Origin of the sequence: Ectopseudomonas oleovorans, from assembly GCF_029845265.1 — a bacterium.
GTDB classification, from domain to species: Bacteria; Pseudomonadota; Gammaproteobacteria; order Pseudomonadales; family Pseudomonadaceae; genus Aquipseudomonas; species Aquipseudomonas oleovorans.
On record NZ_JAOCLK010000011.1, the window covers coordinates 17,614 to 37,878 of the forward strand.

The 20,265-nt window shown below is 62.5% G+C and carries 17 protein-coding genes and 2 pseudogenes; 7 read left to right on the top strand and 12 right to left on the bottom strand.

What is annotated here, in order from left to right:
* Nucleotides 1-191: 191 nt before the first annotated feature.
* Both N5J71_RS07865 and N5J71_RS07870 read left to right on the top strand, forming a co-directional pair.
* A pseudogene (locus tag N5J71_RS07865) lies at nucleotides 192-524 on the top strand (phosphohydrolase); the annotation flags it as partial.
* 158 nt (nucleotides 525-682) lie between these two features.
* Complete coding sequence (locus tag N5J71_RS07870) at nucleotides 683-2,071, top strand: adenylate/guanylate cyclase domain-containing protein (protein WP_003460948.1); 1,389 nt, start codon at nucleotides 683-685, stop codon at nucleotides 2,069-2,071.
* A 122-nt stretch (nucleotides 2,072-2,193) separates the two neighbouring features.
* Here N5J71_RS07870 and N5J71_RS07875 read toward each other — a convergent pair whose 3' ends face one another.
* Entirely contained in the window at nucleotides 2,194-3,222 is a 1,029-nt protein-coding gene (locus tag N5J71_RS07875) for a glycosyltransferase family 4 protein (RefSeq protein WP_003460947.1), read from the bottom strand.
* Complete coding sequence (locus N5J71_RS07880; protein ID WP_003460946.1) at nucleotides 3,219-4,031, bottom strand: UDP-2,3-diacylglucosamine diphosphatase; 813 nt, start codon at nucleotides 4,029-4,031, stop codon at nucleotides 3,219-3,221. The genes N5J71_RS07875 and N5J71_RS07880 overlap by 4 nt, the downstream gene beginning before the upstream one ends.
* A gap of 134 nt (nucleotides 4,032-4,165) precedes the next feature.
* Here N5J71_RS07880 and N5J71_RS07885 point away from each other — a divergent pair, with 134 nt between their 5' ends.
* The 3 genes from N5J71_RS07885 to N5J71_RS07895 all read left to right on the top strand — a co-directional run bounded on the left by N5J71_RS07885 (nucleotide 4,166) and on the right by N5J71_RS07895 (nucleotide 6,399).
* Nucleotides 4,166-4,912, top strand: a complete 747-nt coding sequence (locus N5J71_RS07885; RefSeq protein WP_039964695.1) for a helix-turn-helix transcriptional regulator — start codon at nucleotides 4,166-4,168, stop codon at nucleotides 4,910-4,912.
* A 303-nt stretch (nucleotides 4,913-5,215) separates the two neighbouring features.
* Nucleotides 5,216-5,551, top strand: a complete 336-nt coding sequence (locus N5J71_RS07890) for a tRNA-binding protein (RefSeq protein WP_074859620.1) — start codon at nucleotides 5,216-5,218, stop codon at nucleotides 5,549-5,551.
* Nucleotides 5,548-6,399, top strand: a complete 852-nt coding sequence (locus N5J71_RS07895; RefSeq protein ID WP_003460943.1) for a DMT family transporter — start codon at nucleotides 5,548-5,550, stop codon at nucleotides 6,397-6,399. Before N5J71_RS07890 ends, N5J71_RS07895 begins: the two co-directional genes overlap by 4 nt.
* Before the next feature lie 24 nt (nucleotides 6,400-6,423).
* Here the strand turns inward: N5J71_RS07895 and N5J71_RS07900 are convergent, their stop codons facing one another.
* Nucleotides 6,424-6,705 (bottom strand): Rdx family protein, encoded by a 282-nt coding sequence (locus N5J71_RS07900; protein WP_003460942.1) that lies wholly within the window; start codon nucleotides 6,703-6,705, stop codon nucleotides 6,424-6,426.
* 71 nt (nucleotides 6,706-6,776) lie between these two features.
* On the opposite strand from N5J71_RS07900, the gene N5J71_RS07905 reads away from it, so the two are divergent.
* Entirely contained in the window at nucleotides 6,777-8,963 is a 2,187-nt protein-coding gene (locus N5J71_RS07905) for a patatin-like phospholipase family protein (protein WP_257597459.1), read from the top strand.
* 54 nt (nucleotides 8,964-9,017) lie between these two features.
* Here the strand turns inward: N5J71_RS07905 and N5J71_RS07910 are convergent, their stop codons facing one another.
* The 5 genes and pseudogenes from N5J71_RS07910 to N5J71_RS07930 form a co-directional block, all read right to left on the bottom strand.
* On the bottom strand, nucleotides 9,018-11,012 hold the full coding sequence (locus tag N5J71_RS07910) for a FimV/HubP family polar landmark protein (protein ID WP_242408723.1): 1,995 nt from the start codon (nucleotides 11,010-11,012) through the stop codon (nucleotides 9,018-9,020).
* Nucleotides 11,013-11,368: 356 nt separating this feature from the next.
* Complete coding sequence (locus N5J71_RS07915) at nucleotides 11,369-11,800, bottom strand: MarR family transcriptional regulator (RefSeq protein WP_003460939.1); 432 nt, start codon at nucleotides 11,798-11,800, stop codon at nucleotides 11,369-11,371.
* 132 nt (nucleotides 11,801-11,932) lie between these two features.
* Nucleotides 11,933-13,093 carry a GGDEF domain-containing protein gene (locus N5J71_RS07920; protein ID WP_279916640.1) on the bottom strand — a complete coding sequence of 387 codons (1,161 nt, stop codon included), beginning with the start codon at nucleotides 13,091-13,093 and terminating at the stop codon, nucleotides 11,933-11,935.
* A 90-nt stretch (nucleotides 13,094-13,183) separates the two neighbouring features.
* On the bottom strand, nucleotides 13,184-15,316 hold the full coding sequence (recQ, locus tag N5J71_RS07925; protein ID WP_084341748.1) for a DNA helicase RecQ: 2,133 nt from the start codon (nucleotides 15,314-15,316) through the stop codon (nucleotides 13,184-13,186).
* Nucleotides 15,317-15,950: 634 nt separating this feature from the next.
* Nucleotides 15,951-16,127 (bottom strand): annotated as a pseudogene (locus tag N5J71_RS07930) (transposase); the annotation flags it as partial.
* A gap of 120 nt (nucleotides 16,128-16,247) precedes the next feature.
* Here N5J71_RS07930 and N5J71_RS07935 point away from each other — a divergent pair.
* Nucleotides 16,248-17,195, top strand: coding sequence for an AraC family transcriptional regulator (locus N5J71_RS07935; protein ID WP_074859604.1), 948 nt, complete (start codon nucleotides 16,248-16,250; stop codon nucleotides 17,193-17,195).
* 104 nt (nucleotides 17,196-17,299) lie between these two features.
* Here N5J71_RS07935 and N5J71_RS07940 read toward each other — a convergent pair whose 3' ends face one another.
* From N5J71_RS07940 to N5J71_RS07955, 4 genes are all read right to left on the bottom strand, one after another.
* On the bottom strand, nucleotides 17,300-18,448 hold the full coding sequence (locus N5J71_RS07940) for an acyl-CoA dehydrogenase family protein (RefSeq protein WP_003460934.1): 1,149 nt from the start codon (nucleotides 18,446-18,448) through the stop codon (nucleotides 17,300-17,302).
* 66 nt (nucleotides 18,449-18,514) lie between these two features.
* On the bottom strand, nucleotides 18,515-19,093 hold the full coding sequence (locus tag N5J71_RS07945; RefSeq protein ID WP_104729756.1) for an eCIS core domain-containing protein: 579 nt from the start codon (nucleotides 19,091-19,093) through the stop codon (nucleotides 18,515-18,517).
* Between the two features lie 30 nt (nucleotides 19,094-19,123).
* A complete protein-coding gene (gene recR / locus N5J71_RS07950; RefSeq protein WP_003460932.1) occupies nucleotides 19,124-19,723 on the bottom strand; it encodes a recombination mediator RecR in 600 nt (199 codons plus the stop codon).
* A 202-nt stretch (nucleotides 19,724-19,925) separates the two neighbouring features.
* Nucleotides 19,926-20,252 carry a YbaB/EbfC family nucleoid-associated protein gene (locus N5J71_RS07955; protein ID WP_003460931.1) on the bottom strand — a complete coding sequence of 109 codons (327 nt, stop codon included), beginning with the start codon at nucleotides 20,250-20,252 and terminating at the stop codon, nucleotides 19,926-19,928.
* Between the last annotated feature and the right edge of the window lie 13 nt (nucleotides 20,253-20,265).

Below are 20,265 nucleotides of genomic sequence, written 5' to 3' on the forward strand. Positions count from 1 at the left end.
GTAATGGTCGTTCCCTTGCCAAATCCCGCAACGACGCATGGCGCAATTTGCCGCGCAACCCGAAGGGACGGGCCAGTTTTTGCGTGGTACGTTGTTACTCGACGGCTCATTTGGGCGACCAAACTTCGCCTCTCGCGCCTAGCCCCACGCAAAAACTGGCTCCGTCGCGGCCGTGCGCGAAACGGCAACAGAGCCTAGGCAGCTACAACCACCCGGACATTGCCACAGCCATCCTCAAGCCTTTCGTCAGTGCCGAGAATCACTGGATGGTCGAGAAGCATGGCATTTTCCAGGGTTATTACTTCTTCTATCACCTGGGCATGGATCGCCACCTGCGCGAGCAGTTCAAGGATCACCCGCAATACCAGGCGACCATCGAGTTCTGCGCCAAATACGATGCGGCCGCCTTCGACCCGGACTATGAAAGCCTGCCATTGAGCTTCTTCGAGCCCATGCTGCAGCGCGTATTCGCCCGACCGAAGAACTCCATCTATCTGGCTGCAATGGACAATACCAGCGCCTGACCGCTGGCCACTGTTGCGCCACCGCTCGGCGGCCATGCTTGGCTGGCCTCCACCCCCTTGGTTATGATCCCCGCCCAGCGAGCCTCAGGCTCAGGTCTTGCAGACCAGCCAGGCGTCCAGCAGAGACGCCAGAAATCCAGCAGGGACAGTTCCAGCAGATGAAGCCAGCAACCATCAGCCGTGCCAACGGGCTACCGACGCCGCCGTTGCGCGAATACTATTCGCGCGTACTGGCCTATATCGCCACGGCCGCCAGCATCGCCGCCGGCACCTATGTCGGGCACTTCGCCTACGACATTCTGTGGATGGTGCCCTACGCCCTGCTCTACCCTCATCTGGCGCACAATCTCAGCCGCCGTTTCAAGCGCGACTATCCGCAGCAGACCGACCTCGCCCTGCTGTTCTTCGATGCCCTGCACGCCGGCGCGGCCTGCGTGCTGCTCGGCTTCTCTGCCGTGCCCAGCCTGATGTTCCTGCTGATTCTCTGTTTCAGTGCCCTGGTCGTCGGCGGCATGCGCTATCTCGGCCTGGGCCTGCTGGTGGCCGCCAGCGGCATGGCGCTGTGCGCCGCGCTGGTTGGGATTCATCCCAATACCGACACGCCGACGCTGGTGGCGCTGGTCAGCATCCTCTTCGCCACCCTGTACATCTGCATCACTGCCTACTTCGTCAACCAGCAGGGCCTGCGCCTGGCTCAGGTACGCAGCGAGATCAAGCGTGAGCAGGAAAAGGCCGCGCGCCTGGCGCGCAACCTGGCCAAGTACCTGTCACCACAGGTCTGGGAATCGATCTTCACCGGCAAGAAGAGCGTGCGCCTGGAGACTCAGCGCAAGAAGCTCACGGTGTTCTTCTCCGATATCAAGGGGTTTACCGAGCTGTCGGAAGAGCTGGAAGCCGAAGCGCTGACCGACCTGCTCAACACCTACCTCAATGAAATGTCGAAGATCACCCTGAAATACGGCGGCACCATCGACAAGTTCATCGGTGACTGCGTCATGGTGTTTTTCGGCGACCCGAGTAGCAACGGCGCCAAGAAGGATGCGGTCGCGGCGGTTTCCATGGCCATCGCCATGCGCAAACACATGAAGGTGCTACGCCAGCAGTGGCGCGCCCAGGGCATCACCAAGCCACTGGAAATTCGCATGGGCCTCAATACTGGCTACTGCACGGTGGGCAACTTCGGCGCCGACACGCGTATGGACTACACCATCATCGGCCGCGACGTGAACCTTGCCAGCCGCCTGGAAAGCGCCGCCGAATCCGGCGAAATCCTGATCTCCCACGAGACTTATTCGCTGGTCAAGGACGTGATCATGTGCCGCGACAAGGGCCAGATCGCCGTCAAGGGTTTCACCCGCCCGGTGCAGATCTACCAGGTGGTGGACTTCCGCCGCGACCTGGGCGCCACCTCCAGCTACGTCGAGCACGAACTGCCGGGCTTCTCCATGTACCTGGACACCAATGGCATTCAGAACTTCGACAAGGAACGGGTGATCCAGGCGCTCAACCAGGCGGCCGAAAAGCTGCGCGACAAGGTCATTCTGTAAGATCGGAACGCCGGCCGCTCGTAGCGCAGCGAACAGTCCGCCGTTCTTTGGCGCAGTACAAATCCAACGGCGCACTGCTTCCAAGCGGCCGGTGTCCCGGTACGCCCTACCGGCAATACGCCCTACGCCTCCAGTGCCTCGGTCAACACTGGCTCGCCATCGATCAGCGGCTGCAATGCCAGAAACTCCAGCGCCGACGCGCGCCAGGACTGCGCTGCCGCCAATTCCGCGCAACGCTTACGATCCAGCTCCAGCGCGCCCAGGCAGGCGGCATGCAGATCCTCGGCCATCACTCCACTGACGCCCTGCTGCAGCACATCCAGCGGCCCGGCCACGGGAAACGCAGCCACGGGTGTACCGCAAGCCAAGGCCTCCAGCATCACCAGGCCATAGGTATCGGTACGCGAAGGAAAGACCAGCACCGAGGCATCCTGATAAGCCTCGGCCAACGCCTGGCCATGGCGGTAGCCGAGAAAGCGCACCAGCGGATACTGTTGTTGCAACGTCTCACGCTGTGGACCGTCACCAACCACACGTTTCTCCCCCGTCAGGTCCAGATCGAGAAAGGCCTGCAGGTTCTTTTCCGGAGCGATGCGTCCGACGTAGAGAAACACCGGTTGCACAGGTCGTGGACGCGTCTCGTCCGGCCGAAACAGCCGGGTATCCACCCCTTTGCACCACAGTTGCAGCCGTTGCAGAGCCCAGTTGGCGAACTCCTGGCGCAGCCGCTCGGTGGTCACCAGCACGGCGTGACTGGGGCGATGGAAAGCGCGTAGAAAGGCATAGCCCCAACGCGGCGCAATCCAAGGCCAGCGGGCGCTGACGTACTCCGGAAAACGCGTATGGATCGCCGTGGAAAACGCCAGCCCACGCTTGACCAGCCAACGCCGCGCTGCCCAACCCAGCGGCCCCTCGGTAGCGAGGTGCACGCAGTCAGGACGAAAGTTGCGAATCGCCGCACCGACGCGCCACAGATCCCACACCAGCGGAATCTCAGGGTAGGTCGGACAAGGCACGGCGCGGAAATCGGCGGGCGATAGCAGCTTGACCTGATGCCCCAGCCCACGCAGTTCGCCGACCAGCGCGGCCAGGCTGGTGACCACACCATTGACCTGAGGCGCCCAGGCGTCGGAGACGATCAGTATCCTCATGCGCCGGTCTCGAGGGCGACAGCCTGCTCCTCGCTGGCCAGTTGCGACTCGGCCAGACGATAGAGCTCGATCTGCCCATCCCAGTGCTCGATCAGCGCCGTGCAGGATTCCACCCAGTCGCCGCAGTTCATGTACTCGACACCACTGACCTGACGGATTTCGGCGTGGTGGATGTGACCACAGACCACGCCCTGCAGGCCGCGCTTGACGCACTCGTGAGCGATGGCCTCCTCGAAGTCGCTGATGAAGTTCACCGCAGTCTTGACCTTGTGCTTGAGGTAAGCCGACAGCGACCAGTAGCCGTAGCCCCAGCGGCTGCGCCAGTGATTTAGCCAGCGGTTGAGGGTCAGGGTGAATTCGTAGGCCGAGTCGCCGAGAAAGGCCAGCCAGCGGTGATAACGGGTAATCACATCGAACTGATCGCCATGGATCACCAGCAATTGCCGGCCATCGGCCGTGACGTGCACGGCCTCGTCGACCAGTTGGATATTGCCCAGCAGCAGGCTGGAGTAACGACGTAGAAACTCGTCATGGTTGCCGGTGACGTAGATCACTTCGGTGCCGTGCTTGCTCATGGTCAGCAGACGGCGGATGACGTTGGTGTGCGCCTGTGGCCAGTAGATGCCGCCGCGCAGTTTCCAGCCGTCGATGATGTCGCCCACCAGGTAGATACGGTCGGCGTGGTAGCGCTTGAGAAAGGCTGCCAGGTGCTCGGCCTGGCAATCGCGGGTGCCGAGGTGTACATCGGAGATCCACAGGGTACGGACACGTTGCTTGCGGCTGGGCTTGGCGAGCTGGACGCTGGTCATGGGCGACCTCCGGCTGGGTTTAGACGAGCTTGAGGGGTCGCGGTGAAAGGCTTGTGACGGGAAAAAGACGGTCCCATGACGCAGCAGCGCCCCGGCCCAGGCGTTACACTGCGGCGGTTGCCGAGGAAACCGCCATGCTCCCGATCCTGTCCCTGCGTCATTACAGCCACGAAGTGCTCAGCCATAGCCACGACCACGCGCAACTGGTGTTCGGCCTGGCGGGCGAGCTGCAATTCGAAGTCGATGGCCAGGGCAGCCAGGTGCTGCGCCATCACCTGGCCGTAGTGCCGGCCGAAGCGCGCCATACCTGCGGCAGCCCACGCGGCAGCCAGTGCCTGGTGCTGGATCTGCCGGCCAACGACTGGCTGGAGCGCCAGCTTGGCCACCATGCGAGCGACATCCAGCGTCTGTTGGACAAACCCAACGCACTGCAACTCGATCCCTCGCAGGGGCAGCTACTCAACTGGCTGGCCAGCAGCCCGATCAATGATCCAATCATCGCGGGCCAAGGTGCGGCCTTGCTACTCGGCAGCCTGGCCTGCAGCCGCCAGCATGCCGAGACGACCGGCTTGCCGCTGACAGCCCTGGATCGCTATATCGAACAGCACGCAGCGCATCCGCTGCAGGTGGCAGATCTGGCACGCCTGGCCGGTCTGTCGGTGGCGCGTTTCCATGCGCGTTTCCTCGCCGAGACCGGGCGCACGCCGATGGAACATATTCGCCAACGGCGCCTGCAACTCGCCGAACAGCTGTTGCGTGGCAGCGACCTGGCGGTTGGAGAAATCGCCGCACAGGTCGGCTACAGCTCGCAAAGCGCCTTCACCGCTGCCCTCTATCGCCATCTCGGCATGACCCCGCGACAGTTGCGCCGCACGCGCTAGCAGCCCCAGCGGCGCACCGCTCTCGTAGGGTGGGTTAGCCGCCTGTCACGCTGGTTGGCTACCCCGCCGAAACCGGTGTGGCGTAACCCACCATCGTCGCCAATCGTTACATCGTCTGGTGGGTTACGCGGCGCGTCACGATGGAAGTGTCTGATCGTTCGAAGGTTAGCGCCGCTAACCCACCCTACGTGCTCCTGCCACCTTCAGACCTGATTGAGAGTCCGACGACAAAACTCGTAGTTCCTGCGACAGACAGCCCTTCGCGAGGCGCCTAGACTGCGCGTCAGTAACCAGGAGTACCCCATGCAAACCATCGAATGGCAGGATTTCGAGAAAGTGGAGCTGCGCGTCGGCACCATTCGCTGCGCTCGTCCCAATGAAAAGGCAGTGAAGCCGGCCTACGTGCTGGAAGTCGATCTCGGCGAACTGGGCGTCAAGACCTCCAGCGCGCAAATCACCGCGCATTACAGCTGTGGCGAGCTGATTGGTCGCCAGGTGCTGTGCGTGTGCAATTTCGCCCCCAAGCGCATCGCCGGGGTGCGCTCGGAAGTGCTGGTCACCGGTGTCTATGACAACGACAACCGTGTCGTCCTCGCCGGGTTCGACCAGCCATTGCCCAACGGTGCGCGCCTGGCATGACGGAACGTAACGCCCTGCTGGCGATTCACCTGGGTGCCCTGCTGTTCGGCCTGTCGGGCATTTTCGGCAAACTGGCGGCGACCACGCCGAACATGATCGCCGGCGGCCGCGCGTTCTTCGCGGTACTCGCCCTGGGCCTGGCCGCGCTGCTCTGGCGCAGCCGCAACGCGGTTCGCCCGAGCTTGCGGCAGATGACTCTGCTGGCACTCGGCGGCCTGCTGCTGGGCACGCACTGGGTCACCTTCTTCGAAGCGGTGAAGGTCTCCGGCGTGGCCATCGCCACGCTCGGCTTCGCCAGCTTCCCGGCCTTCACCGTACTGCTGGAGGGCCTGCTGTTTCGCGAGCGCACCCGCCCCGGCGAGTTCGCCATGGTCGGCGTGGTATGCGTGGGGCTGATCCTGGTCACGCCCGAGTTCAGCCTGAACAGTGACGCCACAGTCGGATTGCTGTGGGCAGTGTTGTCGGGCTTTCTGTTCGCCCTGCTGTCGCTGCTCAATCGCGCCAGCACCCGCGGCCTCGACCCGGTACAGGCAGCGCTGCACCAGAACGTCGCCGTGTTCATCTGCTTCCTGCCGCTGGCCTGGCCGCTGCTGCCCAGCGTGCGCCCGGTGGACTGGCTGTGGCTGGCCATGCTCGGCATCTTCTGCACCGGCCTGGCACACAGCCTGTTCGTCGCCAGCCTGCGCGTGCTCAAGGCGCGCACCACAGCAGTGATCTTCGCCCTGGAACCGGTCTACGGGATTCTGTTCGCCTGGTGGCTGTTCAGCGAGCAGCCGACGCTGCGCATGCTGGCCGGAGGCATGCTGATCGTCAGCGCTATCTTCATTTCGGCGCGGATGGGGCGTTGAACCAAGCGGTGCGCACAGCGCACCCTACCGGTCGTTGTGACCCAGATCGCGACCTGGATCGATCAGATCACGCACCCGCTGCTTGAGCACCTTGGCCTCGGGGAAACCACCATCGGCCTTGCGTTCCCAGATCTGTTGGCCATCGCAGAGGATGCGGAACACGCCGCCGGTGCCCGGCTCCAGGCTGACCCGCCCGAGCTCGTCGGCAAAGGTGCTCAGCAGTTCCTGAGCCAGCCACGCGGCGCGCAGCAGCCACTGACACTGGGTGCAATAGGTGATGACGATTTCGGGCTTCTGATCGGGCATGGCAGCGGCTCTACTGTGGGGCTTGATGCCTATAATAACGGCCTTTGTCTCTGCTCCTGCCGGAATCCATCATGCGCCGCCTGCTCCTTTCGCTGCTTTGCCTGTTCGCTCTGTCCAGCCTGCCTGTCATCGCCGCCGAACGTGTCGGCCTGGTGCTGTCAGGCGGCGCCGCCCGTGGCCTGGCGCACATTGGTGTGCTCAAGGCGCTGGAGGAACAAGGTATTCGCATCGACGCCATCGCCGGCACCAGCATGGGCGCCATCGTCGGTGGGCTGTACGCGGCCGGCTATTCGGTGGCGGAGCTTGAACGTCTGGCGCTGGAGCTGGATTGGCAACAGGCGCTGTCCGACTCACCGCCACGCGAGGACATCCCCTTTCGCCGCAAGCAGGACGACCGTGATTTTCTGATCAAGCAGAAACTCAGCTTCCGCGACGACGGCAGCCTTGGCCTGCCGCTGGGCGTGATCCAGGGCCAGAACCTGGCGCTGCTGCTGGAAAGCCTGCTGGTGCATCGCAGCGCCACCCGCGATTTCGATCATCTGCCGATTCCCTATCGCGCCGTGGCCACCGATGTGGTCACGGGTGAACAGGTGATCATGAGCAGCGGCCACCTGCCGCAGGTGATGCGCGCCAGTATGTCGATCCCGGCGGTGTTCGCCCCGGTGGAAGTGGACGGCCGCCTGCTGGTCGACGGCGGCATGGTCAACAACGTGCCCATCGACGTGGCGCGGCAGATGGGCGTCGATCACGTCATCGTCGTCGACCTGGGTATGCCACTGAAACCGGCCAAGGACCTGCTCACCGTGGTCGACGTGATGAACCAGTCGATCAACCTGATGATGCGTAAAAACTCCGAGACCCAACTCGAAACGCTGGAGGCGGACGACGTATTGATCCTGCCCCCTCTGGCCGGCTTCGGCGTCGCCGACTTCAATCGTGGCGAACAGATGATCGACGCCGGCTATCGCGCCACACAGATTCAGGCAGAGCGTTTGGCTCGCTTGCGCACCAGCAGTGCCGGCAACCCGGCGTTGGCCATGGCGCGCTCGCGCGAACAGCGTACACCGGTGATTCGCGAAATCCATGTGGAGAACGACTCGAAAGTCGGCGATGCAGTGATTCGCCGGCATATTCGCCAACCGCTCGGCGAGCCACTGGACATGGATCGCCTGCAGAAAGACATGGGCACGCTGTACGGCCTGGACTACTTCGAGCGCGTGCAATACCGGGTAGAGCCGCTGGACGAGCGCGGTAGCGCCCTGGTGATCGATGCCCGCGGCAAGCGCACCGGCACCGATTACCTGCGCCTGGGCCTGAATCTGTCGGATGACATGCGCGGCGACAGCCCCTTCAATATCGGCGCCAGTTACCGCATCAATGGCATCAACGAGCTCGGCGCCGAATGGCTGACTCGCTTGCAGTTAGGTGACCGCCAGGAGCTCTACAGCGAGTTCTATCAGCCGCTGGACGCCGGCTCACGTTACTTCGTCGCGCCCTACCTGTTCGGCGAGGCGCAGAACGTCGAAGCGATTCTGGACAACGACCCGATCGCCGAATACCGCCTGGAACGCTACGGCTACGGTCTCAATCTCGGCCGACAGATTGCCAACAATGGCGAGATTCGCTTCGGCATCGCTCAGGCCTGGGGCGAGGCGGATGTCCGCGTAGGCGAGCGCGACCTGCCCAGCTTCAGCTTCAGCGAGGGCTACTACGAACTGCTGTACTCCTTCGACACCCTGGACAACCTCGACTTCCCGCGCACCGGCGAGGATATCGGCCTGATGCTGCGCAAGTACGACCGCGACCTGGGCTCGGACGAGGCATATCGCCAATGGCAACTGAAGCTGGACAAGGCCTACAGCCACGGCCCCAATACCTGGCTGTTCGGCGGTCGCTACGGGCGTACCCTGGATGAAGCGGAGGTGGTCACCTCGGGTTTCATTCTCGGTGGTGCCCAGGAGCTGTCGGGCTTTCGTCAGGACTCGCTGAGCGGCCAGAACATGGCCCTGGCACGGATGATCTACTACCGGCGCATGACACAAACCTCGATGCTGCCGCTGAACTTCCCGCTGTACCTGGGCCTGTCGCTGGAGCGCGGCCGTGCCTGGAACAACGACAACGCCTTCGACAGCGGCTATATCAACGCAGCCAGCATCTTCCTCGGCCTGGACACCCCGCTGGGCCCGCTGAACTTCAGCTATGGCTTCAACGACGAGCGGGAGAAGGCGCTGTATCTCAATCTGGGTAAGAGTTTCTGAAACGACGAGGCCGCGACATATGCGCGGCCTCGTCAGGTGCAGCAGCAGAGGCGCTCAGGCGATTTCCGCCAGCAACTGGCGCGCGGCCTTCCTCTGCTCGTCATCGCCGTTATCGATCACCTCGTTGAGGATGTCGCAGGCGGTGGCGATATCGCCCTGTTTGATATAGGCCAGCGCCTGGTTAAGCTGGGCCATATGCTCCGGATTGCCCGCCAGGTGGTCGATGTCGCCCTGCAGCGCAGCGGTGGCATCGGCATCACCGGCGAAAGCGTCGATGAAGTTGTCATCCAGCGCCGGCACCTCATCACTGAGCACCATTTCCATCTCACTGAAGGCGCTCAACTGCTCGTCTTCATGATGCAGTTCGAACACCTCCGGGAGCTCCTGCAGATTGCTGGCGAACGACGGATCGAACTCCGGTTCTGCAGCAGCCTTGGGTTTGGCCTTGGCGGCAGCAGGGAAAGGGCTGACCAGATCCCAATCGGCATCCAGCGACAGGTCGTCGAGGTTGAGCTGAAAATCAGGTTCGGCCGCAGGCTGCTGCTCAGCGATAACCTCGGTCGGTACCTGCTGAGTCACCCGCAGATCAGGATGCCGCGCCTTCAAGGCATCGATGCGTGCGGCGTCGAACGCTTCGGCGCGCAGCACGGCCTCCTCACGCGCGAAGCCCGCCCCGTCGCCCAGCAGCGCCAGAACTTCCAATAGACGGAAGCGCAGATCGCTGCGCTGCGGGTCCTGAGCCAGCGCCTTGCTCAGCTCACCACGGGCCTCGCTGAAGCGACCGTAGGCGATGTAGACATTGGCAGCCTCGAGTGGGTCGACCGGCCCTTGAGCACGCACCGGAGCCGGCGCCGGTACTGCCTTGACCACCGGAGCTGCGCCAACCGCCGCGAGTAGCGGACGAGGCGGTTGCTGCGGTGGCTGCCCCTTGGGTTGTACCTGCACCGCCGGCCTGGTTTTCTCGCCACGCCGCCGCACGGCCCAGAAAAGCGCACCGAGCAACAGCAGAAGCCCTATACCACCGGCCAACAGGGTCGACCACCAGCCGCGCTCTGCTGCCGCGGGCTCCTCGACACTGACCGGCGCGGCGGCAATGGGCTGGGCGGCCGGCTCGGCGGGCGTGCGCGCAGCCAGCTCAGCCAACTGAGCATCCTTCTGCGCCAATTGCTCCTGCAACTGCTGCAGTTGCAATTGCAGTTGCGCCAAGCCTTGTTGCAGTTGCAGATTTTCCGCCGCCTGGTTGGCCAGCTCCAGATCGACCTGGCGCTGCCTCTCGGCCAGCAGCTCCAGGCTTTCGCTTTGCTGCGGTGCTGGCTCCAGGGCAGCCAGAGGCGCGCTAACGGGCCCTTCGGCAGTGTTTTCAGCGAGCACGGGTGAGGCCTCGGCAGCGACCGGAGCAGCGCTCGGCGGGGCAGCCTCCGCACGGGCGGCATCCGGCAACAGCAGCTCGGCGCCAGCCTGTAGACGACTTGGATCGCCGCCAGCGAAGGCATTCGGGTTGAGGGCAAGAATGCCCTCCATCAGCGCCTGCTGAGACAGCGTACTGCCCTGCTCACGCAAACGCGCGGCGATGGACCAGAGACTGTCGCCACGGCTGACCTGATGACGGTGCCCAGCAGATGCACGCGGCGGCGTGACCGCTCTGACCGACGAGGCCGGTGCTGCGGTGCGGTTAGAGGGTTGCGATACGGCAGCAGCGCTTGGTGCGGTTACAGCGGAATAAGCCGAAGAACCAGGTGGATCGAGCAGAACCGTATATTCACGTAGTAACTGGCCATTGGGACGCGCCACTTCGACGATGAAGTTCAGGTATGGCTCACGCACCGGACGGTTCGACACCACGCGGATCACACTACGTGATCCCTGCAGAAGCGGCGTGAAACGCAGATCATTGAGAAAGTAGAAGCGCTCCACCCCCGAACGACTGAACACCTCGGCTGGTGCCAGACCGACACGCAGATCCTGCGCGCCCAGATCACCCACTTCCAGCAGCTCGATCTCGGCCTCGAAAGGCTGATTCAGCGCAGAATGCAGCGTGATTTCACCCAAACCAAGCGCCGGAGCCATTCCCGAATAGAGGGCGGACCCCGACGCCAGACCCAACATTAATTGACGCACCCGAGCCATGCGACCTCCAGGGTTATTCGGCTCGAACGCCACCTCCTCGACTTCCTGTCTGAGCATCCCTTGGCCGGGAGGCTGGCGCCCTTGATAGTTCGAGAACGGGCGACAAGGTCCTTGTCGAGGCCGTCTCGAATTGCATTATGGCTACTAATTCACAAAGTAGCGGCTTGGCGGCCAGTTTGCCGATGAAAGCACGGTGCCATCAAGTTGAATCAGTCAAAAATTAGGCAAATAAAAAATACGATCAAAAAAATGATCGGATTTTTGACAGTGCAGGCGGTTCACTTCATCAGGTTGCCGAGCACTCGAGCGTGCACCTGCTGACAGCGACGCAGATCCTCCTCGTCGATACCGGCGAAGACTTCATGGCGCAGCTGGGTGGAAATCGCTTCGATCTTCTCGATCAGAGGCTGCGCATCCGGCTGCAGCGCGATCTTCTTGGCACGGCGGTCTTCGGGTACTGCCACGCGAGTAACCAGCCCCTGACTTTCGAGACTGTCGAGTAGACGCGCCAGCGTCGGCCCCTCTACGCCGACGCTTTGCGCCAATTCACGCTGGGTCGGCATTTCGCTGAAGCGCGCCAGGTGCAGCAGCACCAGCCAGCGAGCCTGGGACAGGCCCAGCCCTACCAGGCGTCTATCGAGTTCGGAACGCCAGGCACGGGATAGCTGGGCAACCTGCATGGCAAAGCGATGTTGATCGGGGTAAGACATGGGCAAGCGGACTCATACAAAGGTCAAAAACTAATTATTAGCCAGCTAGCCATAACCCGATGCGCAGGGCAAGCGCGGATTGCGCCATGAGCGTTGCAGAATGCGACCGGCTCGTTGCGCCCCGACTGCAACTCAGGCCGCCACCCTGTTACGTCCGAAAGCCTTGGCCTCGTATAGCGCTCGGTCGGCCTGCTCGTAGAGCTGGCTCAATTCAGGCTGACTATCCGGACTCAGGCAGGCGACGCCGATAGACATCGTCAGCACATCGGCGCTATCGGAGCCGCCGTGGGCAATGCCCACCTCCTCCAGTGAATGGCGCAGGGCCTCGGCGCGTTGCCTGGCCTCATCGGCACTGATGTCGAACAACAGCAACGCGAACTCCTCACCGCCAAGCCGTACGCCCATATCCAGTGGTCGCCGCGCCGCCTGCTCGATCAGGGCGCCGACACGCTGCAAAGCCGCGTCGCCAGCCTGGTGACCGTAGCAGTCGTTGTAGGCCTTGAAATGGTCGATGTCACAGAGCAGCAACGCAATCGATATACCGTCACGCTGTGCCTGGCGCCACAGGCGCTCGAACTGCCGATTGAAGCTACGACGGTTATGCAGCCCGGTCAGGCTGTCGTGGTAGGCAAGCAGCTGCATCAGATGGCTGATCAGAAAATGCTCACGTGATTTGTATTCCAGGAGGTAGCAACCGACAGCGCCTATAAGATTGCCGAAGACCAGGAACAACAGGTTGTTGATCAACCTCGGAGCAGGCAGCCCTGCGGCCAATTCCGCCAGCACATAGGCGAGCAAAATCACCAGGGAACAGGCAAGCGCCTCGCTCAAGCGCAGGCCGACCAGAAAGTACGCCGCCATGCTCACCAGCAGCAGGCCTTCATAGGGGTAGCCGGGGTCGGCGCGATGGGCAATACCGACAATCATCGCTGCGCCCACGCCGAGTACTAGGATGCAGGTCATGCTCAGCGGTAGCAGAAGATGGCTGTGGCGACGCCGCAGGATAAGGGTCGCGCAAACCAGCAGGATGACCAGCGCCACCAGGCGCACTGCGATCACCCAGCCCAGGTGCGATGCAGGCACCACCAACATGTCCAGCACCGTCAGGGCCAGCCAGATGACCGTGGCGACGCACAGCGCGATACGTTTGAGTTCGAAACCGTCCTCAAGCATATGCGCACGATATTCACGCTCGAGAGCGCGGGAAAAACGCAACCGCCGAAACCCCAGGCTCAACTGCTCGGCATAAGGGCTCGGACGAACCTCGTCGTACCAGGCGTGATAGTCAGGCACCCTCACCTCGTTATCTGGCGGCCTGCCCACACCTTAGCCCTGCGATCGAAATGCCGCCAGAATCAGGCTGCCAAGTTTCACCGAGGACACTTAGATCTCGAACTCGGCCTGCAGCGCCGCACGCACGCAGTAGAGCACCGCTTCGTCGACCCGCCCGGCGAACAGCGAGGCAATCTCGCTGACCGCCGGTAATTCGCCCTCGCCATCGAGGAAGGTCTCCTGAATCTCGCCCAACAGTTCCTCAGGAAGATCCAGCGCCTGCTCCAGGGTCAGTTGCTGCTGGGCGATTGCCTCGGCTAGCAGGCTGTAGACGTTCTTCTCGGTGCAACCCAACTGGCCGGCGATTTGCGTCGGGGTCATACCGGCGCGAGCCAGGCTGACCAGCTCATGACGCAGATCGGCCACCGGCGGTGGCGTGTCATCCGCGCCGCTGCCATTGAGTACTTCCAGGAAGGCCTGGCCGTAGCGTTCCAGCTTGCGCGCACCGACGCCGCTGACCTCGGCCATTTCACTCAGCGAGCTGGGCTGGCTGCGCAACATTTCCAGCAACGTGGCATCAGGGAAGATCACGTACGGCGGTACGCTGTGCTCTTCGGCCAACTTACGACGCAGACTGCGTAGCGCCTCCCACATATCCCGCTCATGGCCGCGCACCAGTTGGCTGGCGGCGCTACTGGAGGCCTTGGCCGCCTGCGCCGGCTTGGGCTCACGACGCAGTTGCAGGCTGACCTCACCACGCAGCAGCGGCCGGCAGGACTCAGTCAGGCGCAAACCGCCGAAACCGTCCAGATCGACATCGGCCAGGCCGCGGGCGACCAACTGGCGGAACAGGGTTCGCCACTCGACCTCGGAAAAGCCCTTGCCGACGCCGAACACCGCCAGGTGCTGATGGCCGGCGGCGCGAATCTTCTCGTTGTCTCGGCCGAGCAGAATGTCAACCAGATGGCCGACACCATAGCGCTGGCCGCTGCGATAGACCGCCGACAGCGCCTGGCGCGCCGGCTCGGTGGCATCCCAGGTCTCGACGCCGTCGATGCAGTTATCGCAATGCCCGCAGGGCTGAGCCAGTTCCTCGTCGAAATAGCCCAGCAACGCCTGGCGGCGGCAGCGTGTCTCCTCGCACAGGGCGAGCATGGCGTCGAGCTTGTGCTGCTCGATGCGCTTGTGGCGCTCGTCACCTTCGGAATTGTTGAGCATCTGCTTGAGGAAGATCACATCCTGCAGGCCGTAAGCCATCCAGGCATCGGCCGGCAAGCCGTCACGGCCGGCGCGACCGGTCTCCTGGTAGTAGGCCTCCAGCGACTTGGGCAGATCCATGTGGCAGACGAAGCGCACGTTGGGCTTGTCGATGCCCATGCCGAAGGCGATGGTCGCCACCATGATCAGGCCTTCCTCATTGAGAAAGCGCTTCTGGTGATAGGCGCGCAACTCGTTGGGCAGGCCGGCGTGATAAGGCAGCGCCGGAAAGCCCTGGCTGCTGAGAAAGTCGGCGACCTCCTCGACCTTCTTGCGCGACAGGCAGTAGACGATACCGGCATCACCCTTGCGCGCGGCGAGAAAACCCAGCAGCTGCTTGCGCGGCTGATCCTTGGGCTGGATGCGGTAGAAGATGTTCGGCCGGTCGAAGCTCGACAGAAAGCGCTCGGCGTTGTCCAGGTGCAGACGCTGGACGATTTCCTCGCGGGTACGTTTGTCCGCGGTGGCGGTCAGGGCGATACGCGGTACATTGGGAAACAGCTCAGCAAGCTGACCGAGCTGCAGGTACTCAGGCCGGAAATCATGCCCCCACTGCGACACGCAGTGCGCTTCATCGATGGCAAACAGGGCGATATCCAGGCCCTGCAGGAAGCTCAGCATGCGCGGCTGCACCAGGCGCTCGGGCGCCAGGTAGAGCATCTTGATCTGCCCGCGACGTATACGGTCGGCGATCTCGCGCTGCTCGTCAGGGCTCAAAGTGGAATTCAGCGCCACAGCTGCCACACCCAACTCGTCCAGGGTAGCCACCTGATCGTCCATCAAGGCGATCAGCGGTGAAACCACCACCGCCAGGCCCTCGCGCATCAGTGCCGGCACCTGGAAGCATAGCGACTTGCCGCCACCGGTAGGCATCAACACCAAGGCATCGCCGCCGCCGGCCACACGCTCGATGATCGCGGCCTGGTTGCCGCGAAAGGCGTCGTAGCCGAAAACGTCTTTGAGAATGCGCATGGCGTGGTCGAGCATGAAGGCCTCCAAATCTGGCCGCGCATTATGCCGCAGGATGGCAGGCAACAGGGCGCCTACCCGTCCGAAGCCGCTGAGTCGCCGCTTTCAGAGCGCGCCGCGCTAGCGCTGGGGCGGCGGTTGACTAGAATCCACCCTCGTGTGCGACACGTTGAACGTGTCGTGCTTGGTTTGGTTAATGCGCCTAGGCACCTTAATCCCTTGCTATCAGGGGGGGGTTGAAGCCCGAAAAAGCATTCAACAAACCGGCTCAGCCTGGTTAATCCACACCCTGGAAGCGCTTCGTTTTGGCGGGGATGGATAACAAAAGCTGTATCTGTTCACACCCTAAAATGGGTCAATGAGCGGTTACAGAAACAGGATAGTAACGTTCAGCTATCATCGAATTGCTACTAAAAATGTCTGACCCGAGGGTGAATTTGCCCTCCGGGCAGAACTCATCCGCGCACGTCTGGCAGTGAGCCAATTCACCGTCGTGAAACGTTGGGGGGATGTTGAACCAAGCACGGAGCGAAAAGCTCCGAATCGCATTGCTCAACTTCGCTGGCATAGGAAGCACCGAGCCTGGCATGTACCTGCCAGTTCATTAGATCGGCATGCGTCAGGGGCCAACCCTGGGGTGTGAAGCCGGATTAACCTTATTCCAGTTCCCGAACGCTTCGGGGAGATCTCTCCAGGGGCATCCCGTGCGCATGCGGTACAGCATGCCCTCCACGGTCATTCGTCGATCACGCTTGTTGTAGATGGCCTTGCGCAGCAGAATTTCCCGCAGCTTCGACCAATGCCCATCACTGAGCAATAATCGGGGCATTGTAAACTCGTATCGATGTTGGGTCAGAGCTTCAACGATACGTATTTTCTCATATATATCAACTTATTAGCGCAAAACGGCAACAGCCCCTAGGCTTCGCTGACTTTCCGGAGGCGCGCCATGCAGTCACCCATTCACACCGCCACAACTCTCGACACCCCCCTTGCCGAACTGAGCCATGAAATGGCGCGCCTAGTCGATCGCTTCGCCCCCGAGGACGGCTTGCACCTCACAGCGATTCCTGGCCTGAAGCTGGCACGCGCCACGACACCCAGCCTGCCGATGCAGACAGTCTACGACCCCTGCCTGTGCATCATCGCCCAGGGCCGTAAAGAGATACGTCTGGGTGACGAACTCTACGTCTATGATCCGTTGAATTACCTGGTGGCGTCGGTGGTGCTGCCGGTAACCGGCCGGGTTATCGAGGCCAGCCCGGATCACCCCTATCTGAGCATCGCTCTGGAGATCGATCCCGCGCTGATCAGCAGCCTGCTCACCGAAATGCCAGCGATTCCAGCCCCGGACGCGGCTTCCCAGCGGGCGCTGTTTCTCGATCGCCTCGACCCGCGCCTGCTGGATGCGGTGATCCGCCTGCTGCGCCTGCTGGAAACCCCATCCGACATCGCCATGCTGGCGCCATTGGCATTGCGCGAGATTTTCTACCGCATGCTGCTCAGCCCGCAGGGCCATCGCCTGCATGAAGTGGTGATCGCCGACAGCCAAAGCCAGCGCATCTCCCGCGCCATCGAGTGGCTGCGCAAGAATTTCGATCAGCCGCTGCGGATCGAGGAACTGGCCCGCGAGGTGAACCTGAGCCCCTCGACCCTGCACCATAGATTCAAGACGGTCACAGCGTTCAGCCCGCTGCAGTACCAGAAGCAGCTACGCCTGCAGGAGGCTCGCCGACTGATGCTGTGCGACAACCTCGAAGCGGCAGCGGCCAGCTACCGCGTCGGCTACGAAAGCCCATCGCAGTTCAGCCGCGAGTACAGCCGTCTGTTCGGCGATCCGCCGCAACGCGACATCGCCCGCCTGCGCCAGGCCGCGCAGAACCAGGTCGCTTCCTGATAACCGCACAGGACCATGCCGCCCGTGGGAGGCGCTTCAGCGGCGAGCTTTTCCGCCCTTTTTGGGGATGATCGCGGCTAAAGCCCCACCCACTGCGCGTCCGGCTACAGCCCCATCTGCTTGGCGATGATCTCGTTCATGATCTCGCGCGTACCGCCGCCAATGGAGAGGATTCGATTGTCGCGGTATAGGCGCTCGACCAGGGTTTCGCGCATGTAACCCATGCCACCCATGATCTGCACCGCATCGTAGGTCAGGCGATCAGCAATATCGGTGGCGAAGTTCTTGGCCATGGAAATCTCCTTGATCACGCTCCTGCCGGCGGCCATTTGAGCGGCCTGGCAGTAGGTGAACTCGCGGGAAACCTCCAGTTGCGTGGCCATCTCGGCCAGGCGGTGCTTGAGCACCTGGAACTTGCCCACCGGCTTGCCGAACGCCTGGCGCTCGCGCGCCCATTTCAGCGACTCCTGCAGGGCCAGTTGTGCGGTCATGTTGGCCATGATCGCCAGGCTCAGGCGCTCGCTCTGGAAGTTGGCCATGATGCAGGCGAAACCGGCATTCTCCACGCCGATCAGGTTCTCCACCGGCACCTTGCAGTCGTCAAAGAACAGTTCGGCGGTATCCGACGCCCACCAACCCATCTTCTTCAGCTTGCGACCGACGCTGAAACCCGGCGTGCCCTTCTCCACCAGCAGCAGGCTGACGCCACCGAAGCCCTCACCGCCGGTGCGCACCGCCACCGTGTAGTAATCGGCACGCACGCCGCTGGTGATGAAGGTCTTGCTGCCATTGACGCGGTAGTGATCGCCATCGCGCACAGCGCGGGTCTTGAGATTGGCCACGTCGGAGCCACCGGTGGGCTCGGTCACCGCCAGCGCCATGATCTTCTCGCCGGCCAGTACCTGCGGCACCACGCGCTCACGCACGACGGGCTTGGCCCATTTGACGATGGGTGGCAGGCCGATATCCAGCGAACCGAGCCCGGCCACCAGGCCGCCGGAGCCACTGCGCATCAGTTCCTCGCTGGCCGCCACTTTGGCGAACACGTCTCCCTCGTGACTGCCGCCGAACTGCTCTGGGTAGCCGATACCGAGAATGCCCGCAGCGCCGGCCTTGAGGTACAGCTCACGAGGAAACTCCTCTGCCTCTTCCCACTCGTCGATATACGGCAGGATTTCACGCTCGACGAAACGCCGGACGGAATCACGAACCAATTGGTGGGACTCATCGAAATACGACAGAGAGGCGGCCATGCGGGTACTCCCGTTATCATTTTAGCCACCCTAACCTAGCGCTTGCTTGGTTTTCAAGCGAGCGTTTCATTTCTGCTCGCGCAACGCCTTTCTCACCTGCTCGCCCATCTCGTAGGCTGGCCCTTCCACTGACTGGAAATTGCGTGTGTAACGCTGGGCGAAGCCATCGGTGCCCCACTCGCGGTATTGCTGCACATGCCACAATTCATGCGCCCACAGCGCCGCATCCTGCTCAGCGGCAGCGGCGTTGCGAAACACCACCACATCGACCAGCGTCACGGCCTGCACATCGGGGTTCTGCAGCATGACGGTGGCGGCGTCCATCTCGTCGGTGATGCCCACGCGAAAGCGCACTTCATCAAGCAACGCATCGTCGTAGAACGGCGCGAGCTGGGCACGAATCATCAGAGGGATAGGTTCGGTGCCGGCTCGCAGTGCTGCCTGGCGAGATTGCAGCAACCAGGCTTCGAGACGCGCCGCCGCCATATTCAGGCCATTTTCACGCACCCGTACCGGATCGGGCACGCACAAGCAGGAAGCGCCCAGACACACCTGTACCTGCCCGTTCGGACATTGAGCCTGTGCGGCCAGAGGCGCCCCGAGCAGGAGCAGCAGAGCAATACGGCGCAGAGTGTCGGTGGTCACTGGCACTCCGAATCGAGAGGGTTTGACTGCTTACAGGCTGATCGGGCGCCGACCTGCCAAGGCATGCGCCAGGGTGCCGCCGTCGACCAGTTCCAGTTCGCCACCGAGCGGCATGCCATGGGCGATGCGCGAGGCGATCAGGCCTTTGCCGGCGAGAATCTGAGCGATGTAGTGCGCCGTGGCCTCGCCTTCCACCGTCGGGTTGGTGGCCAGGATCACTTCGCTGAAAGCACCGGCATCGATACGCTCCAGCAGCGCCGGAATACCGATGGCCTCTGGCCCCAGACCATCGAGCGGTGACAGATGCCCCTTGAGCACGAAGTAACGGCCGCGAAAACCAGTCTGTTCCACTGCGTGCACATCCATTGGACCTTCGACCACACACAGCAGGCTGTCGTCGCGGCGCTCGTCCAGGCACAGCTGGCAGATCTCGTCCTCGCTCAGGCTGCGGCAGCGCTTGCAGTGCCCCACGCCTTCCATCGCCGCATTCAGTGCCTGCGCCAGACGCAGACCGCCACTGCGATCGCGCTCGAGCAACTGCAACGCCATGCGCTGCGCGGTCTTCTGCCCAACACCGGGCAGGATGCGCAGAGAGTCGATCAACTGGCGAATCAGGGGGCTGAAGCTCATGGCGTTCCTGCAAGGGTGAGCGGGGAAAGATCTGGTGGGCTAAAGCCCACCCTACGGATTTGCAACGAGCAGATTCCCGGATTGCATCTCATTGGGCTACGAGCCGGCCCAGTCGACACGGCAAGAGTGGCGATCAGGCAGCGTGCAGGGCAAGTTCGCCGGCAACGCCGCCATGTGCGTCGACTGGACGGCACGAAGCCTGTCAGAAGGGCATTTTGAAGCCGGGGGGAAGCTGCATCCCTGCGGTCATGCCAGACATTTTTTCCTGGCTGTTCTGCTCAACCTTGCGCACGGCATCGTTGACCGCTGCAGCAATCAGGTCTTCCAGCACTTCCTTGTCTTCCTGCATCAGGCTGTCGTCCAGGGTGATGCGCTTGACGTCGTGACGACCGGTCATCACCACGCTGACCAGGCCGGCGCCGGACTGGCCGGTAACTTCAGCGTTGGCCAGTTCTTCCTGCATCTTCTGCATTTTTTCCTGCATTTGCTGAGCCTGCTTCATCAGGCCTGCCATGCCACCTTTCATCATGTCGGTATCCTCG